The 17,699-nt window shown below is 59.2% G+C and carries 19 protein-coding genes and 1 pseudogene; 16 read left to right on the forward strand and 4 right to left on the reverse strand.

Annotated features, from left to right (window positions below):
* Positions 1-53: 53 nt before the first annotated feature.
* Positions 54-2,372 (forward strand): penicillin-binding protein 1B, encoded by a 2,319-nt coding sequence (gene mrcB, locus OKC40_RS09355; protein ID WP_139406457.1) that lies wholly within the window; start codon positions 54-56, stop codon positions 2,370-2,372.
* A gap of 58 nt (positions 2,373-2,430) precedes the next feature.
* The gene (gloA2, locus tag OKC40_RS09360; RefSeq protein WP_182938217.1) at positions 2,431-2,832 is read left to right on the forward strand and encodes an SMU1112c/YaeR family gloxylase I-like metalloprotein; all 402 of its coding nucleotides are present in this window, start codon (positions 2,431-2,433) and stop codon (positions 2,830-2,832) included.
* 90 nt (positions 2,833-2,922) lie between these two features.
* Here the strand turns inward: gloA2 and OKC40_RS09365 are convergent, their stop codons facing one another.
* Complete coding sequence (locus OKC40_RS09365) at positions 2,923-3,243, reverse strand: SMR family transporter (protein ID WP_182938218.1); 321 nt, start codon at positions 3,241-3,243, stop codon at positions 2,923-2,925.
* Entirely contained in the window at positions 3,231-3,632 is a 402-nt protein-coding gene (locus tag OKC40_RS09370; protein WP_182938219.1) for an SMR family transporter, read from the reverse strand. The genes OKC40_RS09365 and OKC40_RS09370 overlap by 13 nt, the downstream gene beginning before the upstream one ends.
* 158 nt (positions 3,633-3,790) lie before the next feature.
* Between OKC40_RS09370 and OKC40_RS09375 the strand changes: the two genes are divergently transcribed.
* From OKC40_RS09375 to ppa, 3 genes are all read left to right on the forward strand, one after another.
* Positions 3,791-4,672 carry a LysR family transcriptional regulator gene (locus tag OKC40_RS09375; protein WP_182938220.1) on the forward strand — a complete coding sequence of 294 codons (882 nt, stop codon included), beginning with the start codon at positions 3,791-3,793 and terminating at the stop codon, positions 4,670-4,672.
* Positions 4,673-4,782: 110 nt separating this feature from the next.
* Positions 4,783-6,363: a response regulator gene (locus OKC40_RS09380; RefSeq protein ID WP_270794936.1), complete on the forward strand. Its 1,581-nt coding sequence runs from the start codon at positions 4,783-4,785 to the stop codon at positions 6,361-6,363.
* Positions 6,364-6,583: 220 nt separating this feature from the next.
* Positions 6,584-7,114 (forward strand): inorganic diphosphatase, encoded by a 531-nt coding sequence (gene ppa, locus OKC40_RS09385; protein WP_033137821.1) that lies wholly within the window; start codon positions 6,584-6,586, stop codon positions 7,112-7,114.
* 28 nt (positions 7,115-7,142) lie between these two features.
* Here ppa and OKC40_RS09390 read toward each other — a convergent pair whose 3' ends face one another.
* Positions 7,143-7,490, reverse strand: a complete 348-nt coding sequence (locus OKC40_RS09390; protein WP_182938222.1) for a hypothetical protein — start codon at positions 7,488-7,490, stop codon at positions 7,143-7,145.
* A 139-nt stretch (positions 7,491-7,629) separates the two neighbouring features.
* On the opposite strand from OKC40_RS09390, the gene OKC40_RS09395 reads away from it, so the two are divergent.
* The 11 genes from OKC40_RS09395 to OKC40_RS09445 all read left to right on the forward strand — a co-directional run bounded on the left by OKC40_RS09395 (position 7,630) and on the right by OKC40_RS09445 (position 17,187).
* Entirely contained in the window at positions 7,630-8,520 is an 891-nt protein-coding gene (locus OKC40_RS09395; RefSeq protein ID WP_111807086.1) for a hypothetical protein, read from the forward strand.
* Positions 8,521-8,740: 220 nt separating this feature from the next.
* Positions 8,741-9,283, forward strand: a complete 543-nt coding sequence (locus OKC40_RS09400; protein ID WP_182938224.1) for a YtfJ family protein — start codon at positions 8,741-8,743, stop codon at positions 9,281-9,283.
* Between the two features lie 44 nt (positions 9,284-9,327).
* Complete coding sequence (locus OKC40_RS09405; RefSeq protein ID WP_182938225.1) at positions 9,328-9,627, forward strand: DUF2607 family protein; 300 nt, start codon at positions 9,328-9,330, stop codon at positions 9,625-9,627.
* Positions 9,628-9,658: 31 nt separating this feature from the next.
* A complete protein-coding gene (locus OKC40_RS09410) occupies positions 9,659-10,237 on the forward strand; it encodes a DUF2796 domain-containing protein (RefSeq protein ID WP_182938226.1) in 579 nt (192 codons plus the stop codon).
* 4 nt (positions 10,238-10,241) lie between these two features.
* On the forward strand, positions 10,242-10,931 hold the full coding sequence (locus tag OKC40_RS09415; protein ID WP_182938227.1) for an ABC transporter ATP-binding protein: 690 nt from the start codon (positions 10,242-10,244) through the stop codon (positions 10,929-10,931).
* Positions 10,925-12,172: an ABC transporter permease gene (locus OKC40_RS09420; protein ID WP_270794938.1), complete on the forward strand. Its 1,248-nt coding sequence runs from the start codon at positions 10,925-10,927 to the stop codon at positions 12,170-12,172. The genes OKC40_RS09415 and OKC40_RS09420 overlap by 7 nt, the downstream gene beginning before the upstream one ends.
* A 34-nt stretch (positions 12,173-12,206) precedes the next feature.
* Positions 12,207-12,680, forward strand: coding sequence for a DUF3299 domain-containing protein (locus OKC40_RS09425; RefSeq protein ID WP_075112451.1), 474 nt, complete (start codon positions 12,207-12,209; stop codon positions 12,678-12,680).
* 103 nt (positions 12,681-12,783) lie between these two features.
* Complete coding sequence (locus OKC40_RS09430) at positions 12,784-13,644, forward strand: TIGR03899 family protein (protein WP_182938230.1); 861 nt, start codon at positions 12,784-12,786, stop codon at positions 13,642-13,644.
* 258 nt (positions 13,645-13,902) lie between these two features.
* Complete coding sequence (locus tag OKC40_RS09435; protein WP_182938231.1) at positions 13,903-15,540, forward strand: methyl-accepting chemotaxis protein; 1,638 nt, start codon at positions 13,903-13,905, stop codon at positions 15,538-15,540.
* Between the two features lie 597 nt (positions 15,541-16,137).
* Positions 16,138-16,614, forward strand: coding sequence for a hypothetical protein (locus tag OKC40_RS09440; RefSeq protein ID WP_182938232.1), 477 nt, complete (start codon positions 16,138-16,140; stop codon positions 16,612-16,614).
* Positions 16,615-16,764: 150 nt separating this feature from the next.
* The gene (locus tag OKC40_RS09445; protein WP_182938233.1) at positions 16,765-17,187 is read left to right on the forward strand and encodes a trypco2 family protein; all 423 of its coding nucleotides are present in this window, start codon (positions 16,765-16,767) and stop codon (positions 17,185-17,187) included.
* A gap of 143 nt (positions 17,188-17,330) precedes the next feature.
* Here OKC40_RS09445 and OKC40_RS09450 read toward each other — a convergent pair.
* Positions 17,331-17,699: pseudogene (locus OKC40_RS09450) on the reverse strand (hypothetical protein); the annotation flags it as partial.

The following is a 17,699-nucleotide window of genomic DNA, read 5'->3' on the forward strand; positions in this document are numbered from 1 at the left end:
ATTACGCCGCGATGGCAACACAACGAATAATGATGAACAGGTAAAGAGGAACCATGGCAACCCAACGACGCAAGAGCCCTCCCAAGAAGGCCGCACCCAAACGCACCATCTGGCGCAAGCTGTTCTGGCTTGGCTTCAAGCTCTCCCTGGTGGTGGCGGCCTTTATGGTGGTGTTCGGCATCTATCTGGATACCAAGGTGCGCGAGCGCTTCGATGGCGAGAAGTGGCAGCTGCCGGTGATGGTCTACAGCCGCCCGCTGGAGCTCTACCCCAGCCAGCGCCTGTCGCGGGACCAGATGCTGCGCGAGCTCAACATGCTGAGCTACAAGCAGGTGCGCCAGCCTCACACGCCGGGTGAATACACCATCAACGGCAACCGCATCGAGCTTATTCGCCGTCCGTTCGAGTTCTATGACGGCGCTGATGGGGCCCGTGGCCTGCGCCTCACCTTCAACGGCCCGCGCCTTGAGGGGATCCAGTCGCTGGAGAACCAGCGCCAGCTCGGTTACGCCCAGATGGACCCGGTGCTGCTCGATCGCCTCAATACCGAAGATCGGGAAGATCGCCTGCTGGTGCGCATCGCCGAGGTGCCCGACAGCCTGCTGGTGACCCTGCTCACCACCGAAGATCGCGACTTCTACCAGCATGGCGGCGTCTCGCCGGTGGCCATCATGCGTGCCATGTTCGCCAACCTGATCGCGGGTCGCACCGTGCAGGGGGGCAGTACCCTCACCCAGCAGTTGGCCAAGAACTTCTTCCTGACCCGTGAACGCAGCCTGTGGCGAAAACTGCAGGAAGCCTATATGGCGGTGCTGATCGACTATCGCTACAGCAAGGACGAGATCCTCGAGTCCTATATCAACGAGGTCTATCTGGGGCAGAACTTCTCGCAAGGGGTCTATGGTTTCGGGCTTGCCTCCTACTTCTACTTCGGCATTCCGGTCAACGAGCTGGATATCGATCAGGTCGCCCTGCTGGTCGGTCTGGTTAAAGGCCCCTCCTATTACGATCCCTGGCGCTTCCCGGAGCGGGCCAAGACCCGCCGTGATCTGGTGTTGAAGCTGCTGATGGATCACGGCAGCCTGACCCAGGCCGAATATGAGCTGGCCAGCCGTCAGCCCCTTGGCATCATCGCTCGCGGCCAGATGAGCTATGGCCGCACCCCGGCCTTTATGGGGCTGCTCAAGCGCGAGATCCAGAGCCGCTTCGGCGCCGATCTGCTCAAGCAATCTGGCCTGAAGATCTTCACCAGTCTCGACCCCATCGCCCAGCATGCGGCCGAGCGGGCGGTCGAATCGGGCCTCGCCGAGATCGAAAAGCTGCGCGGCAAGAAGAAGCTGGAGGCGGCCATGGTGGTCTCCGACTGGCACAAGGGCGAGGTAGTGGCGCTGGTGGGTGGCCGCGATCCCCGCTATGCCGGGTTCAACCGGGCGCTGGATGCCCGCCGCCAGATCGGCTCGCTGGTGAAACCGGCGGTCTACCTCACCGGCCTCTCCAACGGCCTGACGCTGGCGACCCCGCTGAAAGATCAGCCGATCCGCATTCGCGGTCAGGATGGTCAGGTCTGGACGCCGCAAAACTACGATCGCAAGTTCCGCCAGAGCGTGCCGCTGATGGATGCGCTGGCCAGCTCCCTCAACGTGCCGACCGTCAATCTGGGTCTGCAGGTCGGGCTGGAAAAAGTGGTCGATACCCTGCACAAGCTGGGGGTCCAGCAGGAGATCCAGCCCTATCCGTCGCTGGTGCTGGGGGCGGTAGCCCTCTCCCCGATGGAGGTGAACCAGATGTATCTGCCCATCGCCAATCAGGGGCTGACCCAGCCGCTGTCGGCCATCCGCGCCGTGGTCAAGGGAGATGGCAGCCTGCTCTATCAGCATGATCAGACCGCCAAGCGGGTCACCGATCAGCAAGCAAGCTGGCTGACCCTGTTCGCCATGACCAAGACGGTGAGTCAGGGCACGGCCCGCGCCCTCAGTGCCAAGTTCCCCGGCGCCACCATGGCGGCCAAGACCGGCACCACCAACGAGCTGCGCGACTCCTGGTTTGCCGGGATGGACAACAACGAGCTGGTCAGTATCTGGGTCGGTCGCGACGACAACACCCCGGCGGGCTTGACCGGTGCCAGCGGTGCGCTGCAACTCTTTAGCGGCTACATGAGCCAGCGCGGCGTCAACAGTCTGGGATTGAAGATGCCGGAAGGGGTCACCTGGGCCAACTTCTCCCGCGCCAGCGGCACTCGCGTCACCAGCGACTGCCCGGGCAGCCTGCAGGTGCCGGCCAAGGCATCCACCATGGGCTCCCCGGCCGGTTGCGCCAGCAGCGCGACGCCACGCAGTGCGCTGGATGACTGGTTCGGCGGTTTCTTCAACTAGATCAACAACACGGGCAGCGCAGGCTGCCCGTTCACTATGCTGCTGACAAGGAAACACCATGACCTTTCCGCTGTTTGACGCCATCCACCATGTGGCCATCATCGCCAGCGATTACCCACGCTCGCGCCACTTCTACCACGAGGTGCTGGGGCTGCCCATCATCGCCGAGACCCTGCGCGAGGCGCGCCAGTCGTGGAAACTGGATCTCGCCCTGCCGGACGGCAGCCAGCTGGAGCTGTTCAGCTTCCCAATCACCCCCAGCCGCCCCTCGACGCCCGAGGCGTGCGGTCTGCGCCATCTCGCTTTTCGGGTCAGCGACCTTGACCGGGTCATCGCCCACCTGCTGGCCCATCAGATCGCGGTAGAGCCGGTGCGGGTGGACGAGCTGACCGGCAAACGCTTCACCTTCTTCGCCGACCCCGACGGCCTGCCGCTGGAGCTCTACGAAGCGCCGCGCTGAGCCTGCATCGACCAAGCAATCAACCAAACAGTCGGCCAAACAAAAAGCCGCCCGGCGAAACCGGGCGGCTTGGTCATTGATAAAGCATTATCAAACGGTGGTCAGCATGGCGACGGCCAGCGCCATCACCACCATCCCTGCCCAACCGATGGGCTTGAGTCGCTCACGGAAGATGAGCAGACCGCCGAGTGCGGTCCCCAGAATACCGATGGCGCCCCAGGTGGCGTAGGCCACGGCAAGGTCAATCTTGCCACTGCTCACCGCTTCGGAGAGCAGGGTAAAGGCACCCAGCACCAGCATAATTCCCAGCACGCCCCACCCTTTGTAGCGAAAGCCCCGCGAGCGGTTGATCGCCATATTGGCACCGATATCCAGCAAAGCCGCGCCAAGCACGATAATTAACGGGTGCATACCGCCTCCTTGCTGTTACGGGTGACTCTCCTGCGCACCGGTTCATCCCCGGTTTCCCCCATGGTCACCATAACAATACCCACTATTGCCAGCGCCAGACCACTCAGCTCCTGAGCGTTCAGGTCGTAATCGAGGAACAGCACGGAGACGATGGTGATCAGTGCAATCCCCAGCCCCTCCCACAACGCGAAGGCAATACCAATGGAGATTGTTTTGGCGGCTTGAGCCAGTAGCAGATAGGAGAGGGTGATCAGGACCCACATCGGCAGGTAGTTCAGCCATCCTGCGGCATCCTCGGGGATCATCGCCATACTGGATGTTCCCGCCACTTCGGTGAGGATGGCCCCCGTCAAGAATATGCGTGCTAAAAGCATGCGACTGATTAACATAGAATTTTCCTTCTGTTGCTGCGACGGGAGAGATGATAGCCGCAGTCGCGGCGCGGGCAGGAATCGCTGAGCGTCGAATTATCAGACGCTGACGGTTTGCCTTGTTATCCGCGGGCGGGCTAAGGTAATGTCAGAACACTCCGTCATGACCCATCTTCATGAAGCTCTATCAGATAGAACTCTTTGTAGAATCAGCAAACAGTGGTTCCCTCGCCAATACCGCCAGACAACTTGGCAAAAGCCGTAGCGCAGTCAGTACCGCCATCGCCTCCCTTGAAGTGGAGCTAGGCGTCGAACTTTTTGAACGCGGCGCCAATCAGAGTCGCCTGACCGAGATCGGCGAGCTGGTGCTGGATGACTGCAAACGGCTGCTGCAGGCGGCCAACAGCCTCAAGCTCAAGTGTGAACACTACGCCTCCGGCGCCGAGGTGGCGCTGCGGGTTGCGCGCGATGACGCCATCCCCGAGCCGGTGTGGCGCGAGATGCTGGCCGCCTTGCGCAGCCAGTTCCCCGGTACCAGTATCTCGCTGGTGCTCGCCTCCCCGCCCGAACTGCCCGCACTGGTGGAAGAGGGGTTCGTCGATGCCGCCTTTGGCCTTATCACCGAGGATCAGGAGCGCAGCGGCCTCAATATCGACCTGCTCAACCCGATCCGCACTCTGATGGTGGTGGCCCCCAGCCATCCGCTGGCCAGCCTGAAGCGGGTGATGCAGCAGGATCTGACCGACCACACCCAGGTCACCCTCTCCTATGTGGATGAATTCTCGGTCAAAAGTCTGCTGCCCATCGGCGGCCAACACATCGGGCTCTCCAGTTTCGAACTGATGCGCGATGCGGTACTCGACGGACTTGGCTGGGCGGTACTCCCCTCGCCGCTGATCCAGAGCCAGCTGCGGCAGGGCTCCCTGCTGACCCTGAAACACAAGTTCAGCCTGCAGTGGCGGGACTACGGCGTCTATCTGGCGGAAAATGCCTACCACGGCAAGGTGCTGGCCTGGTTGAAAAAGTCGATTCAGGCGTATCTGGAGCCTTTTGAATAGAGTAAAAAGAGACAGAGCCCGCTCACGTTCTACAATTATCCGGGTGATCCGACCGGATATGATCGTGCATACTGTTCACATACTCATTGAGCGCCGGAGGCGTAACCGATATGAGCAGTGCCCAAGACAAGGACGATATCTGGCTGGACGACGACATCATCGAACTCGATGATGAAGAGGTCGTGGTCCCCAAGGCACTCAACCCCTGGCAGGTGCTGATCGTCGATGACGAGCCGGACATTCATCACGCCACCCGCCTGGCCCTCTCCAATATTCACTACAAGTCGCGCCCGCTGGAACTGCTCAATGCCTACAGCGGCGCCGAAGCGGGTCGCATGCTGGAAGCCAATCCCAGAATTGCCCTGATCCTGCTCGATGTGGTGATGGAGACCGAAGATGCCGGTCTGCGACTGGTACACCGGATCCGCAACGAGATGCGCAACTCGCTGGTGCGGATCGTGCTGCGTACCGGCCAGCCCGGTCAGGCCCCCGAACAGCGGGTGATCCTCGATTACGACATCAACGACTACAAGACCAAGACCGAACTGACGGTACAAAAGCTCTACACCACCGTCATCGCCTCCCTGCGCTCTTACGAAACCCTCAGCGCCATCGACAAGAGCCGCCAGGGACTCGGCAAAATTCTGGAAGGGGCGGGCGATCTCTATCATCTTCACTCCCTCAAGGAGTTCGCCTCTGGCGTGCTGAAACAGATCAGCGCGATTCTCGACGTGGGCACCGAAGGGGCCATCTGCGCCGAGCGGCGTCCCGATGAGCATGGCCTGGAGATCCTGGCCGCGACGGGTGACTACGAAGGGCTGCTGGAAGAGCAGGTCCTTGAGGACTTTCCGGCACTGCACGAGTCGGTGATGAAGGCGTTGAACGAACGCTGCAACCGCTTCGAACATCCGCAGGACTCCCTCTATATCGCCGCCCAGAATGGGCGCGAGTTCGTGCTGAGTTTCACCACGACCCAGCCTCTCGACCCGCTCGAATGCGATCTGCTGGATGTCTTCTGCCAGCGCATCTCGGCGGCCTACGATAACCTCTACCTCTATAACCAGCTGCTGCGCGCCCAGGAGGCAACCGTAGTAGCGCTGGCGGCGCTGGCAGAATTCCGTGACTCCGACACCGGCGAGCATGTGCTGCGGGTGCAAAAACTCTCCGATGCGCTGGTGGAAGAGCTGCAACAGATGGCTGTATATCCCGAGCAACTGACCCCGGAGTTTGTCGAGATGATCGGCATGGCCTCCATCCTGCACGACGTGGGCAAGGTCGGCACCCCCGATCATATCCTGCACAAGCCGGGGCGGTTCGATCCCGACGAGCGGGCCATCATGGAACAACATGCCGATATCGGTGCCAATATTCTGTACAAGGCGGGCGAGATGGTGGAGGGAACCAGCTACCTCTCGCTGGGAGCCGAGATCGCCCGGGGCCACCATGAGCACTTCGATGGCAAGGGCTATCCGGAACAGCTCGCTGGTCAGCAGATCCCGCTGTCGGCGCGGATCGTGGCGGTGGTCGATGTGTTCGATGCCCTGCTAAGCAAGCGCCCCTACAAGGAGCCCTGGACGCTGGCGCAAACCATGGAGTATATCCAGTCCCGCTCCGGCACCCAGTTTGACCCTCAAGTGGTGGCGGCCCTGTCGCGGCTGGTCAATGAGTCGAGGCTCCCCTACTCGCTCTGATCCACCTGTTTCACTCGCCACTCAACATGCCCTGCCGGTGGCCAAGGTCACCAGCAGGGCATCAAAACTGCCGTTTTGTTGCATCCAGAACACATCAAAGCACCGCAAACCGGAAACATCCCTCTTCTTTGGCCGCGATATCCGCTGAAATATGGTCATTTAACATCACATCGCTATAATATCGGCCTGCAAACCTGATACTAACAACGAAGGAAATATCATGAGCCTGAACCTGGTACCGGCCGGCAAGAGCCTGCCCGACGATATCTATGTCATCATCGAAATCCCGCAGAATGCCGACCCGATCAAATACGAAGTCGATAAGGACAGCGGTGCTATTTTCGTCGATCGCTTCATGTCTACCCCGATGTTCTATCCGTGCAACTACGGCTACGTGAACGCGACTCTCTCTCTGGATGGTGACCCCGTCGACGTACTGGTTCCGACCCCCTACCCGCTGCTGGCAGGCTCCGTCATTCGCTGCCGCCCGGTTGGCGTGCTGAAGATGACCGACGAGTCTGGCGAAGATGCCAAGATCGTTGCCGTGCCGCACTCCAAGCTGACCAAGCAGTACGATCACATCCAGGATGTGAACGATCTGCCGGAACTGCTGCGCGCCCAGATCCAGCACTTCTTCGAGCGCTACAAAGAGCTGGAAGCGGGCAAATGGGTCAAGGTGGAAGGTTGGGGCGACAAGGCCGCTGCCGAAGCCGAGATCAAGACCTCTGCCGAGCGTTACGCTGCCAAGTAAGCGTTATCCGGTATGAAAAAAAGGCGCCTTATGGCGCCTTTTTTGTCGGTGTTTGCGGCAACTGACCGGCTGCATCTCCGGCAGGATTGCCCTGAATGTATATTTCACGGCCATCTTTCTGGTAGGGGCGGTAGTAATCACCGCCACAGCGATAGCCGCCGCCCGGCTGGCTCATCAGTTCGCAGTTGACCGGCAATACCTCCAGCCACTTGATGGCCTGCTGGAAGCGCAGCCACTCCTGCCATTCGTGTTCGCGTGCCAGCTGATCGCGCAAGGCAAAGGTATCCGCAACGGACATCCCCTTGTTGACGATAACCTGACCCGCCATGGCTGGCAGGCTGAGCAGCCCAAACAGCACTATGATCCAAAGCTTCATAACCCCTCCAGAGTGACTTAATTTCACAATTAAATTAAAAGTCACATCAATCTGTTATCCAGATCACAAAACGAAACATAACCAAAGTGGTGCCGGCTCACCTAGTTGTTAATTATCGTCCACGGCAGGAAGCACCACCATGAAGCCGATCCCCGCGCTGTTGCTCAGCCTCACTCTCTGCACCACCCTTGGTGCCACAAGCAACGCCAGCGAAATCAACATGAGCTGGCAGTGGCAATCCACCGATGGCCAGCGCAAGCACTTCCAGCTGACCACCGACGATCAGGTGATGGCCGCCAGTCGCCACGAGATGAGCCTGCTGGAGGCCTCCCTCACCAATCCGCTGGAGACGCTCTACGCCTACATCAGCCCGCGCCTCTACAACAGCATCAACCTGATCAACCAGAGCAGCCCCGAGACCGCCACCAAGTTTCGCAATCTGGAGCAAGCCTTCACCCTGCGGGACAACAGCATGGAGTCGCTGCTGTTCTGGCAAGCCTACCAGCAGTATCAGGAGGATGCCTTCTACCAGATGAGGGTGGTGCCCTGCGTCCATCCGGCCAATCGCAAACTGCCTTGCGTGCGTCCCGATTACTCCCAGCTCTTCTACCACTTCAAGGGTCAGCTCAAGCCGCTGGCGCAGCAGTTTGCCGCCAAGGATCTCGCCACCAGCGTCAGCCTGCTGCAGGAGTGGCTGAATGCCATCCCGACCCAGCCGGAGCAGCTGGATCACTTCGCGCCGCCGCTGCAGGCACTGCAGGATAACAAGGCCGACAGCGACGAAAAGGCGCTGTTGATGGCCAGCCTGCTGGCGGAGCTGGCCCCGCAATATGTGCTCAGCATCATCTATCCGGATATCAGCATCGGCAGCGTCTCCCCTGCCTGGCTGGCCATTACGGCAGACAGTGGCGTACCCGGTGATGTGGTGGTGATCAACAACCAGCGCCATGTGCTGCTGACCGGCTCGTCCCTGCTAGCCCAGCAGATGACCATGGCCAAGATCCCCCTCATCAGCGAATCGCTCTACTGACGCAGACAGCTCAGACCAGCAGCCAATTCATTGATTTTTATCGATGTCATGCCATCCTAGTCGCCCTTGCCAGCAAACCCCCTGACTGGCGGGGCGCCGACGCTTCTGAATTGCGATCTTATTTAACACTTCTTAAACAGATCCGATCAGTTTAGGATGAAGCTCGCCCATTCCCTCAATCCGAAACTCGTTATAACATAACAAATGGAGTGTCATCAGGATGAAACATCTGGTACTTACTTTGGCGCTGCTGCCATCTCTGGTCTTTGCTCACAACGTCAAGGATGGCAACCCGGTGCCGCTGGTCAATGTCAGTGACAAGGGTGAGCTGGTACTGAACGGCAAGGATATCGGCTACCAACCGTGGCAGAGCACCTCGCTCACCGGCAAGGTATTCCTGATCCAGCATATTGCCGGTCGCTCCAGTGCCAAGGAGCTGAACGCCCCGATGATCGAGGCGATCAAGGCGGCCAAGCTGCCCCATGACAAGTACCAGACCGTCACCGTCATCAACAGTAATGACGCCATCTGGGGCACCTCCGGCTTCGTGAAGAGCAGCACCGAGGACAGCAAGAAAGAGTTCCCCTGGTCCGCCATGGTGCTGGATGCCAAGGGCATGGCGCGCAACGCCTGGGATCTGATGCCGGAAAGCTCGGCCATCATCCTGTTGGATAAAGAGGGCAAGGTGCTGTTTGCCAAAGATGGCCAGCTCGATGCCAACAACATTGCTACCGTGATGGGGCTCATCAAGTCCCATCTCTAAGTCAGAGAGAAAGGGCGCTGATGGCGCCCTTTCCATAAGGGTCTATGGGTCGTATCAAGCTGAAAATCTGGATCTTGCTGCTGGGCTGGTTATGGCTGCAGCCTGCCCTTGCCCGGCATCAGCTTGAATCCGCCCTGCCAGGCCACGACGACCATCACTGCCTGGTTTGCGCCCTCCATCTGGATGGCAAGCAGGTCATCACCGCCACCCCCTATTGTTTCCCCAGTGCAACCTCTGTTCTGCCCGCTGTTGCAACCATGCAACGATCGGCGGATACCGCCACGCTGCACAGCTATGCCATCCGTGCGCCGCCAGCCTCTGTTTTTCTCTATCCCTTTGTTTAATTTCGTTATTTGTTTTGAAAAAGGATTAAAGATGAAAGCAGTTACTCTGTTGCTGGCCGCAGCGGCCTTTGGCGCACACGCAAATCACGACGAACACGAGAGCCACAGCCATGGCGCCCACGAGCATGGCCACGGCCACCTCAATCTGGTGGTCGATGGCGACCAGCTGATGATCGAGCTGCAGGCACCTGCAGCCGATCTGGTGGGCTTTGAGCACGCCGCCAAGAGCGATGAAGAGAAGGCGCAGTATGCCAAGGCGGTCGCCCGCCTCCAGCAGCCTGATGCCCTGTTCCGCTTCGACCCGGCCGCTGGCTGCAAACTGACCCAGCAGGAGCTGCAAGCAGCCAAAGAAGAGCATGATCACGACCATGACCATGACAAGGCTGCCAGCGACGAACATGAAGACCAGCATGATCATGACGAAGCGGGTCACGCCGATATGGGCGCCATGTACACCTACACCTGCGCCACACCGGCCAAACTGACCGGCCTTGAGGCGACCCTGTTCAGCGTCTATCCGAGCCTTGAGAAGCTGAGCGTGCAGGGGATCCTCCCCACCGGCCAGACCGCTGGCGAGCTGACCCCGTCCGCCAACAAACTGAGCTGGTAACGCCATGAAAAAAGCCGTGGTTGAGATCCGCGATCTGGCCTTTTCCTGGCCAGGTGGCGACGCTGTACTCGATCTGCCCGCCCTCACCCTCCGCGAAGGTGAGCGGGTCTTTATCAAGGGCCCGTCGGGCTCCGGCAAATCGACCCTGCTCGGGTTGCTGGCCGGGATCCAGACCGCCAACCACGGCACCCTGGAGGTGCTGGGCCAACCATTGGCCCGGCTCTCTGGCCGTGCCCGTGACCACTTCCGGGCGGCCAATCTGGGTTATATCTTCCAGCAGTTCAATCTGCTGCCCTTTCTCTCGGTGCAGGACAACGTCACCGCTGCCCTCACCTTTTCGCCCGCCAAACGGGCTCGCCTGCAAGGGAGTCCGGAGCAGGAGGCGCGCCGTCTGCTGGCGGAGCTGCAACTGCCGGACGAGGCGCTGCATCGTCCCGTGCACGCCCTCAGCATCGGCCAGCAGCAGCGGGTTGCCGCAGCACGGGCGCTGATCGGCTCACCACCGCTGGTGATCGCCGACGAGCCCACCTCGGCCCTCGATACCGACAATCGGGCAGCCTTTATCAAGCTGTTGTTCGAGGAGTGCGACAAGCAGGGCTCGACCCTGATCTTCGTCAGCCACGACCCTTACCTGGAACCCCTATTCCCGCGGGTCGAAAACCTGCAACAGCTCAACCGGAGGGCATCATGCTAAAGCTAGCCCTGCAAAGCCTCTGGGCCCGCAGCCTCACCGCCGGGCTCACCCTGTTGGCCGTTGCCATCAGCGTTACCCTGCTGCTCGGGGTGGAGCGGGTGCGCACCCAGGCCCGTGAAAGCTTCTCCAACACCGTCTCGGGCACCGATCTCATCGTTGGCGCCCGCTCCGGTCAGGTGAACCTGCTGCTCTACTCGGTGTTTCGCATCGGTAACCCCACCAACAACGTGGGGTGGGACTCCTATCAGGCCATCAAGCAGAAACCCGGCGTCGCCTGGACCATCCCGCTTTCGCTTGGTGACTCCCACAAGGGATTTCGGGTGCTCGGCACCAATGGCGACTACTTCACCCACCTGAAGTACGGTCAGCAGCAGTCGCTGCAACTGCGGGAGGGGCGGCCGTTCGAGACGCCGTTTGAAGCGGTACTTGGCGCTCAGGTGGCGGAAAAGCTGGGCTATCGGCTCGATCAAGCCATCGTCATCGCCCACGGCGCTGGCAATACTTCGTTTAGCCAGCACGACAATCTGCCGTTCAAGGTGGTGGGAATCCTGGCACCGACCGGCACCCCCATCGATCGCACCATCCATGTGCCGCTGGCGGGAATTGAGGCGATCCATCTGGGCTGGGACACCGGCCGTCACAGCAAAAACGTGACGCCGGAGCAGGCGCTGGCGCAGGATCTCACCCCGAAAACCATCACCGCCTTTATGGTGGGGCTGAGCAACCGGATCCTGGCGTTCCAGCTGCAACGCAGCGTCAACACATATCCCAAAGAGCCGCTGATGGCGATCCTGCCGGGGGCCGCCCTGCAGGAGCTGTGGAGCCTGATGAGCGTGGCGGAAACCGCCCTCTCGGTCATCGCCGGTTTCGTGGTGGTGGCGGGCCTTATCGGCATGCTGACGACCCTGCTGGCGGGGCTTAACGAGCGGCGCCGGGAGCTCGCCATCTTGCGATCCCTCGGCGCGGGCCCTGCCCACCTGTTCCTGCTGCTGGCGCTGGAGGCCATGGCGCTGACCACGGTCGGCATCGCCCTCGGGGTCGCCGTGCTCTATCTCGGGCAGGGGCTTGCCTCGCCCTGGCTGCTCAGCCACTATGGCCTGCAATTAAGCTTGGGGCTGCCGAGCGCCTACGAGTGGCAATTGCTGGGGGTGGTGTGGCTGGCGGGCATGGTGATTGGCCTGCTCCCTGCCGCCCGCGCTTACCGTTACAGCCTGAGCGATGGCATGAGCATTCGCGTCTAGCGAGACGCCCTAAATAGAAACAGAAGGACAGATAATGAAGTGGAAAATAGTGGCGCTGCTCGCCAGCCTGCTGGTGCTGCCCGCCCTGGCCGCCGATTACAAGACCATCGACTGGGATGTGCTGATCCCAGAAGGGGAAAAACTGCTGCCACCCCCGCAGGTGAGCCACGATGGGGATCTCGCCTCCGTGCCGCAACCGGTGGGCGGGGTAAACAAGAAGCTGGACAACCAGGATGTGCGGATTCCGGGCTTCGTGGTGCCGCTGGAAGGGGATGCCAAGAAGATCACCGCCTTCCTGCTGGTGCCCTACTTCGGCGCCTGCATCCATGTGCCGCCCCCCCCCACCAATCAGGTGATCTATGTGAGCTACCCCAAGGGTGCGCCGGTGGATGATCTGTGGGATGCCATCTGGGTCAAGGGCAAGATGCGCACGGTCAGCTCCAGCCACGAGATGGCCACCGCCTCCTACTCGATGGAAGCGGTCGAGGTGAGCGTCTACGAGGAGTAATCCTCCCGTTGCAAAAAAAGCGGCCTCCACGGAGGCCGCTTTGTTATCTTGGCATCCCGGTTGGAGTAACATTCAGCCCAGAACCTGTGCAAATGGAGCCAGCATGGCCGATCTGCCCCCCCCCAAGAAAGAGAGTTCGATCCTGAGCAGCCAGGAGCAGACCCTGCGTCTGGCCCGCAGTCGCGGCATCGACGGCATGCTCACCCGCAACAGCGACAGCACCTTCGAACAGCGCGCCACCTTTCGCCATCTGGCGGATCAGGCCGCCCGCCAGCGCAATCTGGAAGCCATCATGGTGATGGCCTCCCGCCACTGCGAAGAGACGGCGGCTGGCGGGGAGATGGACAGCGACTGGCTGACCCGCTTCCTGCAACTGGCGGAAGATATCAGCATGGTGCCGATGCAGCAGCTGTGGGGCCGCATCTTCGCCATCGAGGTCGCCACGCCGGGCCGCTTCTCCATCCGGGCGCTCTCCACCCTCAAGGAGATGACCCAGCGCGAAGCCATGTTGTTCCAGCGAGTCTGCGCCCTCACCTGCCACTATGCGGGCAGCGATGAGCAACGGCTGCTGCTGGGGCTGCACAAGGGGGCCAGTTTGCTGAGCCGCGCCAAGGCGACGCGCCTCGGCCTTGGCAAATACCGGTTGCCCTACAACGCCCTGCTGCAACTGTTTGAACTGGGGCTGCTGCACCGCGCGGAGCTGGAATCCGGCCCGCTGCCCGCCGACGGGGTCGAGCTGGAGTTCGGCAACCAGCGCTGGCGGCTGCAGTGCAAGCAGCACAATATCACCCTGCTCTACTACCGGCTCACCCCGGTGGGCAACGAGCTCGCCCAGCTGCTGCAAGAGTCGCCGCTGGAGGAGTACCTGCAGGATCTGAAAACCGTGCTGGTGCAGGGGATCCAGATCGAGGTACAGCATCAGGTCAGCGAGACCACACCGCCCGCCCCTGACGCCGCTCCCTGATAGGCGATGGGGAAACACCCCCACCAAGGCTCCACAGATCCCGATCACTGCACCTCACTCAGCAAAGTGAGGTGCAAAATGCAGATCCCCTCGCCCCTTGCCGCTCGTTTTTTGCACATTGCAACGACAGCAGCGCCACATTCAGTGGCTGCGCCCCTTTATTGACACAAAAATCACTTAACGTGATTGATGGCCCGCCCTTTGCTTTGAAGCTTGATGCAGCTCAATTTTCAACCACCACAGCTCGGAAGCATGGCCATGAGAATGAATCAACCGGTAACCCAAAGAGAACGCCTCTATCCAGACCACCAGAGCCTGATCTCCACCACGGATCTGGAGAGCCGCATCACCTATGCCAACGATGAGTTCTGCGACATAGCAGGCTTCTCGCTCGACGAGCTGGTGGGGGAACACCACAATCTGGTGCGCCATCCTGACATGCCGAAACAGGCCTTTGCCGATCTGTGGAACCATATTCGCGAAGACAAAAGCTGGATGGGGCCGGTGAAAAATCGCTGCAAGAGTGGCGATCACTACTGGGTCAGTGCCTTTGTCACCCCCATCAAGGATGCCAGCGGCCGGGTGGTGGAGTATCAGTCGGTGCGCACCGCCCCGAGCGAAGAGATCAAACAGCGGGCCGAGAAGGTCTATGCCGACCTTCGCAACGACAAGCTGCCGCTGGCGCTCAAGCTGCCCACCTTCTCCCATGCCCTGACCATCAACCTCTGCCTGCTGCTGAGCCTGATCGCCATGTTGGCGCTGGGTTACAACCACGATATGAACTGGCAGCTGGCGCTGGCTGCCCTGCCGCTGGCGATAGCGGCCATCACCCTGAATGCCCTCTCCCGCCGTCTCGGCAAGCTCAACAAGATGGCCCGCAGCCGCTTTGACAACCCGCTGATGCAGCTGCTCTACACCAACAAGGTGGACAACATCGCCGCCATTGAACTCTCGATGGTAATGAATCAGGCCGAGTTCAACGCCGTGCTGGCCCGCACCCAGCAGACCTGCAGCAGGATCCTGCAGGCCGCCGAGGGGGATCTGCGCAACGCCGAGTCCATCACCGACAACCTGCAACAGCAGCAGGCCGAAACCAATCAGGTGGCGACCGCCGTGACCGAGATGTCGGAATCCATTCGCGAGGTTTCGCAGAGCTCCAGCGAATCCTCCAGCCTGCTGGACAAGACCGCCGATCTGTTCAAGAGCGGCAACCACAGCGTGGCCGAAACCGTGGCTGCCGTGGCGGGCATGAACAGCGAGCTGACCACCTCCAAGGTCGTCATCAGCGCGCTGGTCGGCCACTGCCGCGATATCGACGGCATCCTTGATGTGATCAACAACATCGCCAACCAGACCAACCTGCTGGCCCTCAACGCCGCCATCGAAGCGGCCCGGGCTGGCGAAGCGGGTCGCGGCTTCTCGGTGGTGGCCGACGAGATCCGCTCGCTCGCCATCAAGACCCAATCCTCGACCAGCGAGATCCAGAAGATGATCTCCGAGCTGCAAACCAGCGCAGGGTATGCTGAGCAGGCGATGGAGAAGGGCTGCCAACTCTCCGAGAGCTGCCAGCAGAAAGCCTCGGCGACCGGCACCATACCCCAGCAGATCAACAACATGCTGCAGCAGGTGGCCTCCGGCAGCGGCCAGATTGCCCAGGCGGTGCAGGAGCAATTCCACGTCACCGCCGAGATCAACCGCAACGTACTCAGCATCAAGACCCTGGCCGATGACTCCAGCGTCGGCAGCCAACACGCCGTGCACGGCATCACCCAGCTGGTAAACCAGTTGAGCGATCTCGACCGGCTGGTACGCCAGTTCCAGAAAACCGCCCCGGCGAGCCAAAGCCGCTACGAAGTGGCGACCACCCGCGCCGTGCCGGTACGCCAAGCCAGATAACCACTACACAAACAATCACCGCAGAAAAACCCTATGGGCCAGCAGGCCCATAGGGTTTTTTAATGTCCGCCAACCAGAGGGCGACACTCCCGCTTTCACCGTCCGATTTTCCCCAGCTCTGATGGCCGCCACTGTTGAGCGGTTATATCGTCGTCCGTTATTTATTAATTTATTGATCTTGCTCAGAAAACCGCCCGCTTGCGCTTTTCACCCAAGCCCCGTTCGGTAACATAGCCACTTGGCAACCTCTTGTCGGAGTCAGCCATGAGCCAAACCAGTGCCAAAACGCAGGTAAAAAGCAGCAAGCTGGAGGCTGGAATTCAGGGGCGGTAGCGTGGTTTTTGTCGGTTGGTGCAGAACACACCGAAGCCCAACAAACGAGCATTATTACGCCAACCTGAGCGAGATACACATGGGTTGGGTCGTTCGGTAAAAAGATTTGCAGATACGTTTCGCGGTAAACGTTGGGCTTCACTTCGTTCAGCACCAACCTACGATTTTGAGCGCAACATACGAGATGCTTACGACTTGTTTCCAGAGTGATTACCCAAATTGGTGGGTGTCCTAGATTTTCTTTATCAAAAAAAGGATATACAAATGAACCAAAAAATTGCAGATGCAAAAGAAGTGATCGCCTATTACACATTGGCCGCGAGTGGTACTGGAGCAGTACCTGTGCCTGCAGCTTCAGCTGCAATCATGGCGCAAAATGGGGTAATGATTGCCCACGTCGCAAGTAAAATGGGCATCAAAATTGATGCGGCAACTGTAATTTCATCACTAGGCATTACTGGTTCCTTGAACGTAGTCGGTAGAAATCTTTTTATTGAAGGGGCAAAACTTCTTTCTTGGGGCACTGGTAGTGTCTGGGCATTGGCTGCTTTGTCCGCACTTGGGGCAGCTACAGCTGGAGTCCAGACGTATATTATCGGTATGCTTGCAATTGAAATATGTAAAAACAATGGTAAAGCACTTAGCTCCGAAAAGGCCGGAGCTGTAATTGATCATGCAAAAAACAGCTACGATGCATTTAAATCAGAATGGAAAGATAAGTCGCCATCAAAACCCGAATAATGCTACCAAGTGCCTGCTGCGGATTGCCCTGAATCAGCGCATTCGTTTCGCTCATTGTATGCGCTGTTCAGGTACGTTACGCACGCGTTGCGTGCTCCACTCAACACGCTGAGGCTGGCGTTATATTTTTATTCAGATTAGGAGAGCCAAGTGAAGGGAAACATAAGTCTTAAAGATTTTATTGACGATGTTAAAAAGGAGTTGATGGATGCATCTGAAAGTGACTCTCCCTTCTTCACCATGGATGAAGTTGAATTAGAGGTAAGTTTCGGGCTAAATGCTAAAGGTAAAGCTGGAGCTAAATTTGTTGTATTTGAGCTAGGGGCAGAGACCAATGCTTCACAAATGCATAAAGTAAAATTGAAGTTGACTCCTTATAAGAACCAAGAAGCGAATGAGGCTGCTAAGAAATCAAATTTACGAGTTACGAACCCTCAGAAACCGAAAGCATTGCTTCAGCAACGTGAAAAGTTCAATGACAACGTAAAAGATGAACCAAAAAGAACAGTCGTAACCTGCAACGGTGGTGCAGTAAAATCACAAGCACCAATAAAGCCAAAGATTCAGAGATAAATATAACGAATGCTTCAAGATGGACAGCCAACGCGTGGCATTTTTAGTGTGCGTTGGTTTTCGTGACTACAGTGTTATGCGGGGAGTTAATAGTAGTATTGCCCACCCGGCGTTTTTCAAGATAGTTGTCGCGCAAAGCTGTTTTAAGCAGCCTCTTTCTGCTCCGGCTCGGGTTTCTCGGGCCGCTCCGGATTTAGCATCACGGCACCGATAGGTGTCCAGTCTCGCGTCTTGCCACTCCACCTCGCTGGGTGTTGTGCTCGGGCGGCCTGGTACACAGCATCCCGTTTCGCCAGCAGGGCTTTATCGTCACCCCGATGCCGCTCGTTGGGTGTGACGAAGCGGATACGGCTATGCCGGTGCTCTTCGTTATACCAGGCCATAAAGTCGCGCACCCACTCCCTGGCCGCTTCCAGACTGGCAAAGCCGTCTGATGGTAACTGTTCACCCAGATGGCATTGACAGGAAAAAGTGAGACGATCATCCCTTGATCCACTGTTGCCCCTTGCCTG

The sequence above is a fragment of the Aeromonas sp. QDB11 genome (assembly GCF_027705265.1).
Taxonomy (GTDB): domain Bacteria; phylum Pseudomonadota; class Gammaproteobacteria; order Enterobacterales; family Aeromonadaceae; genus Aeromonas; species Aeromonas allosaccharophila.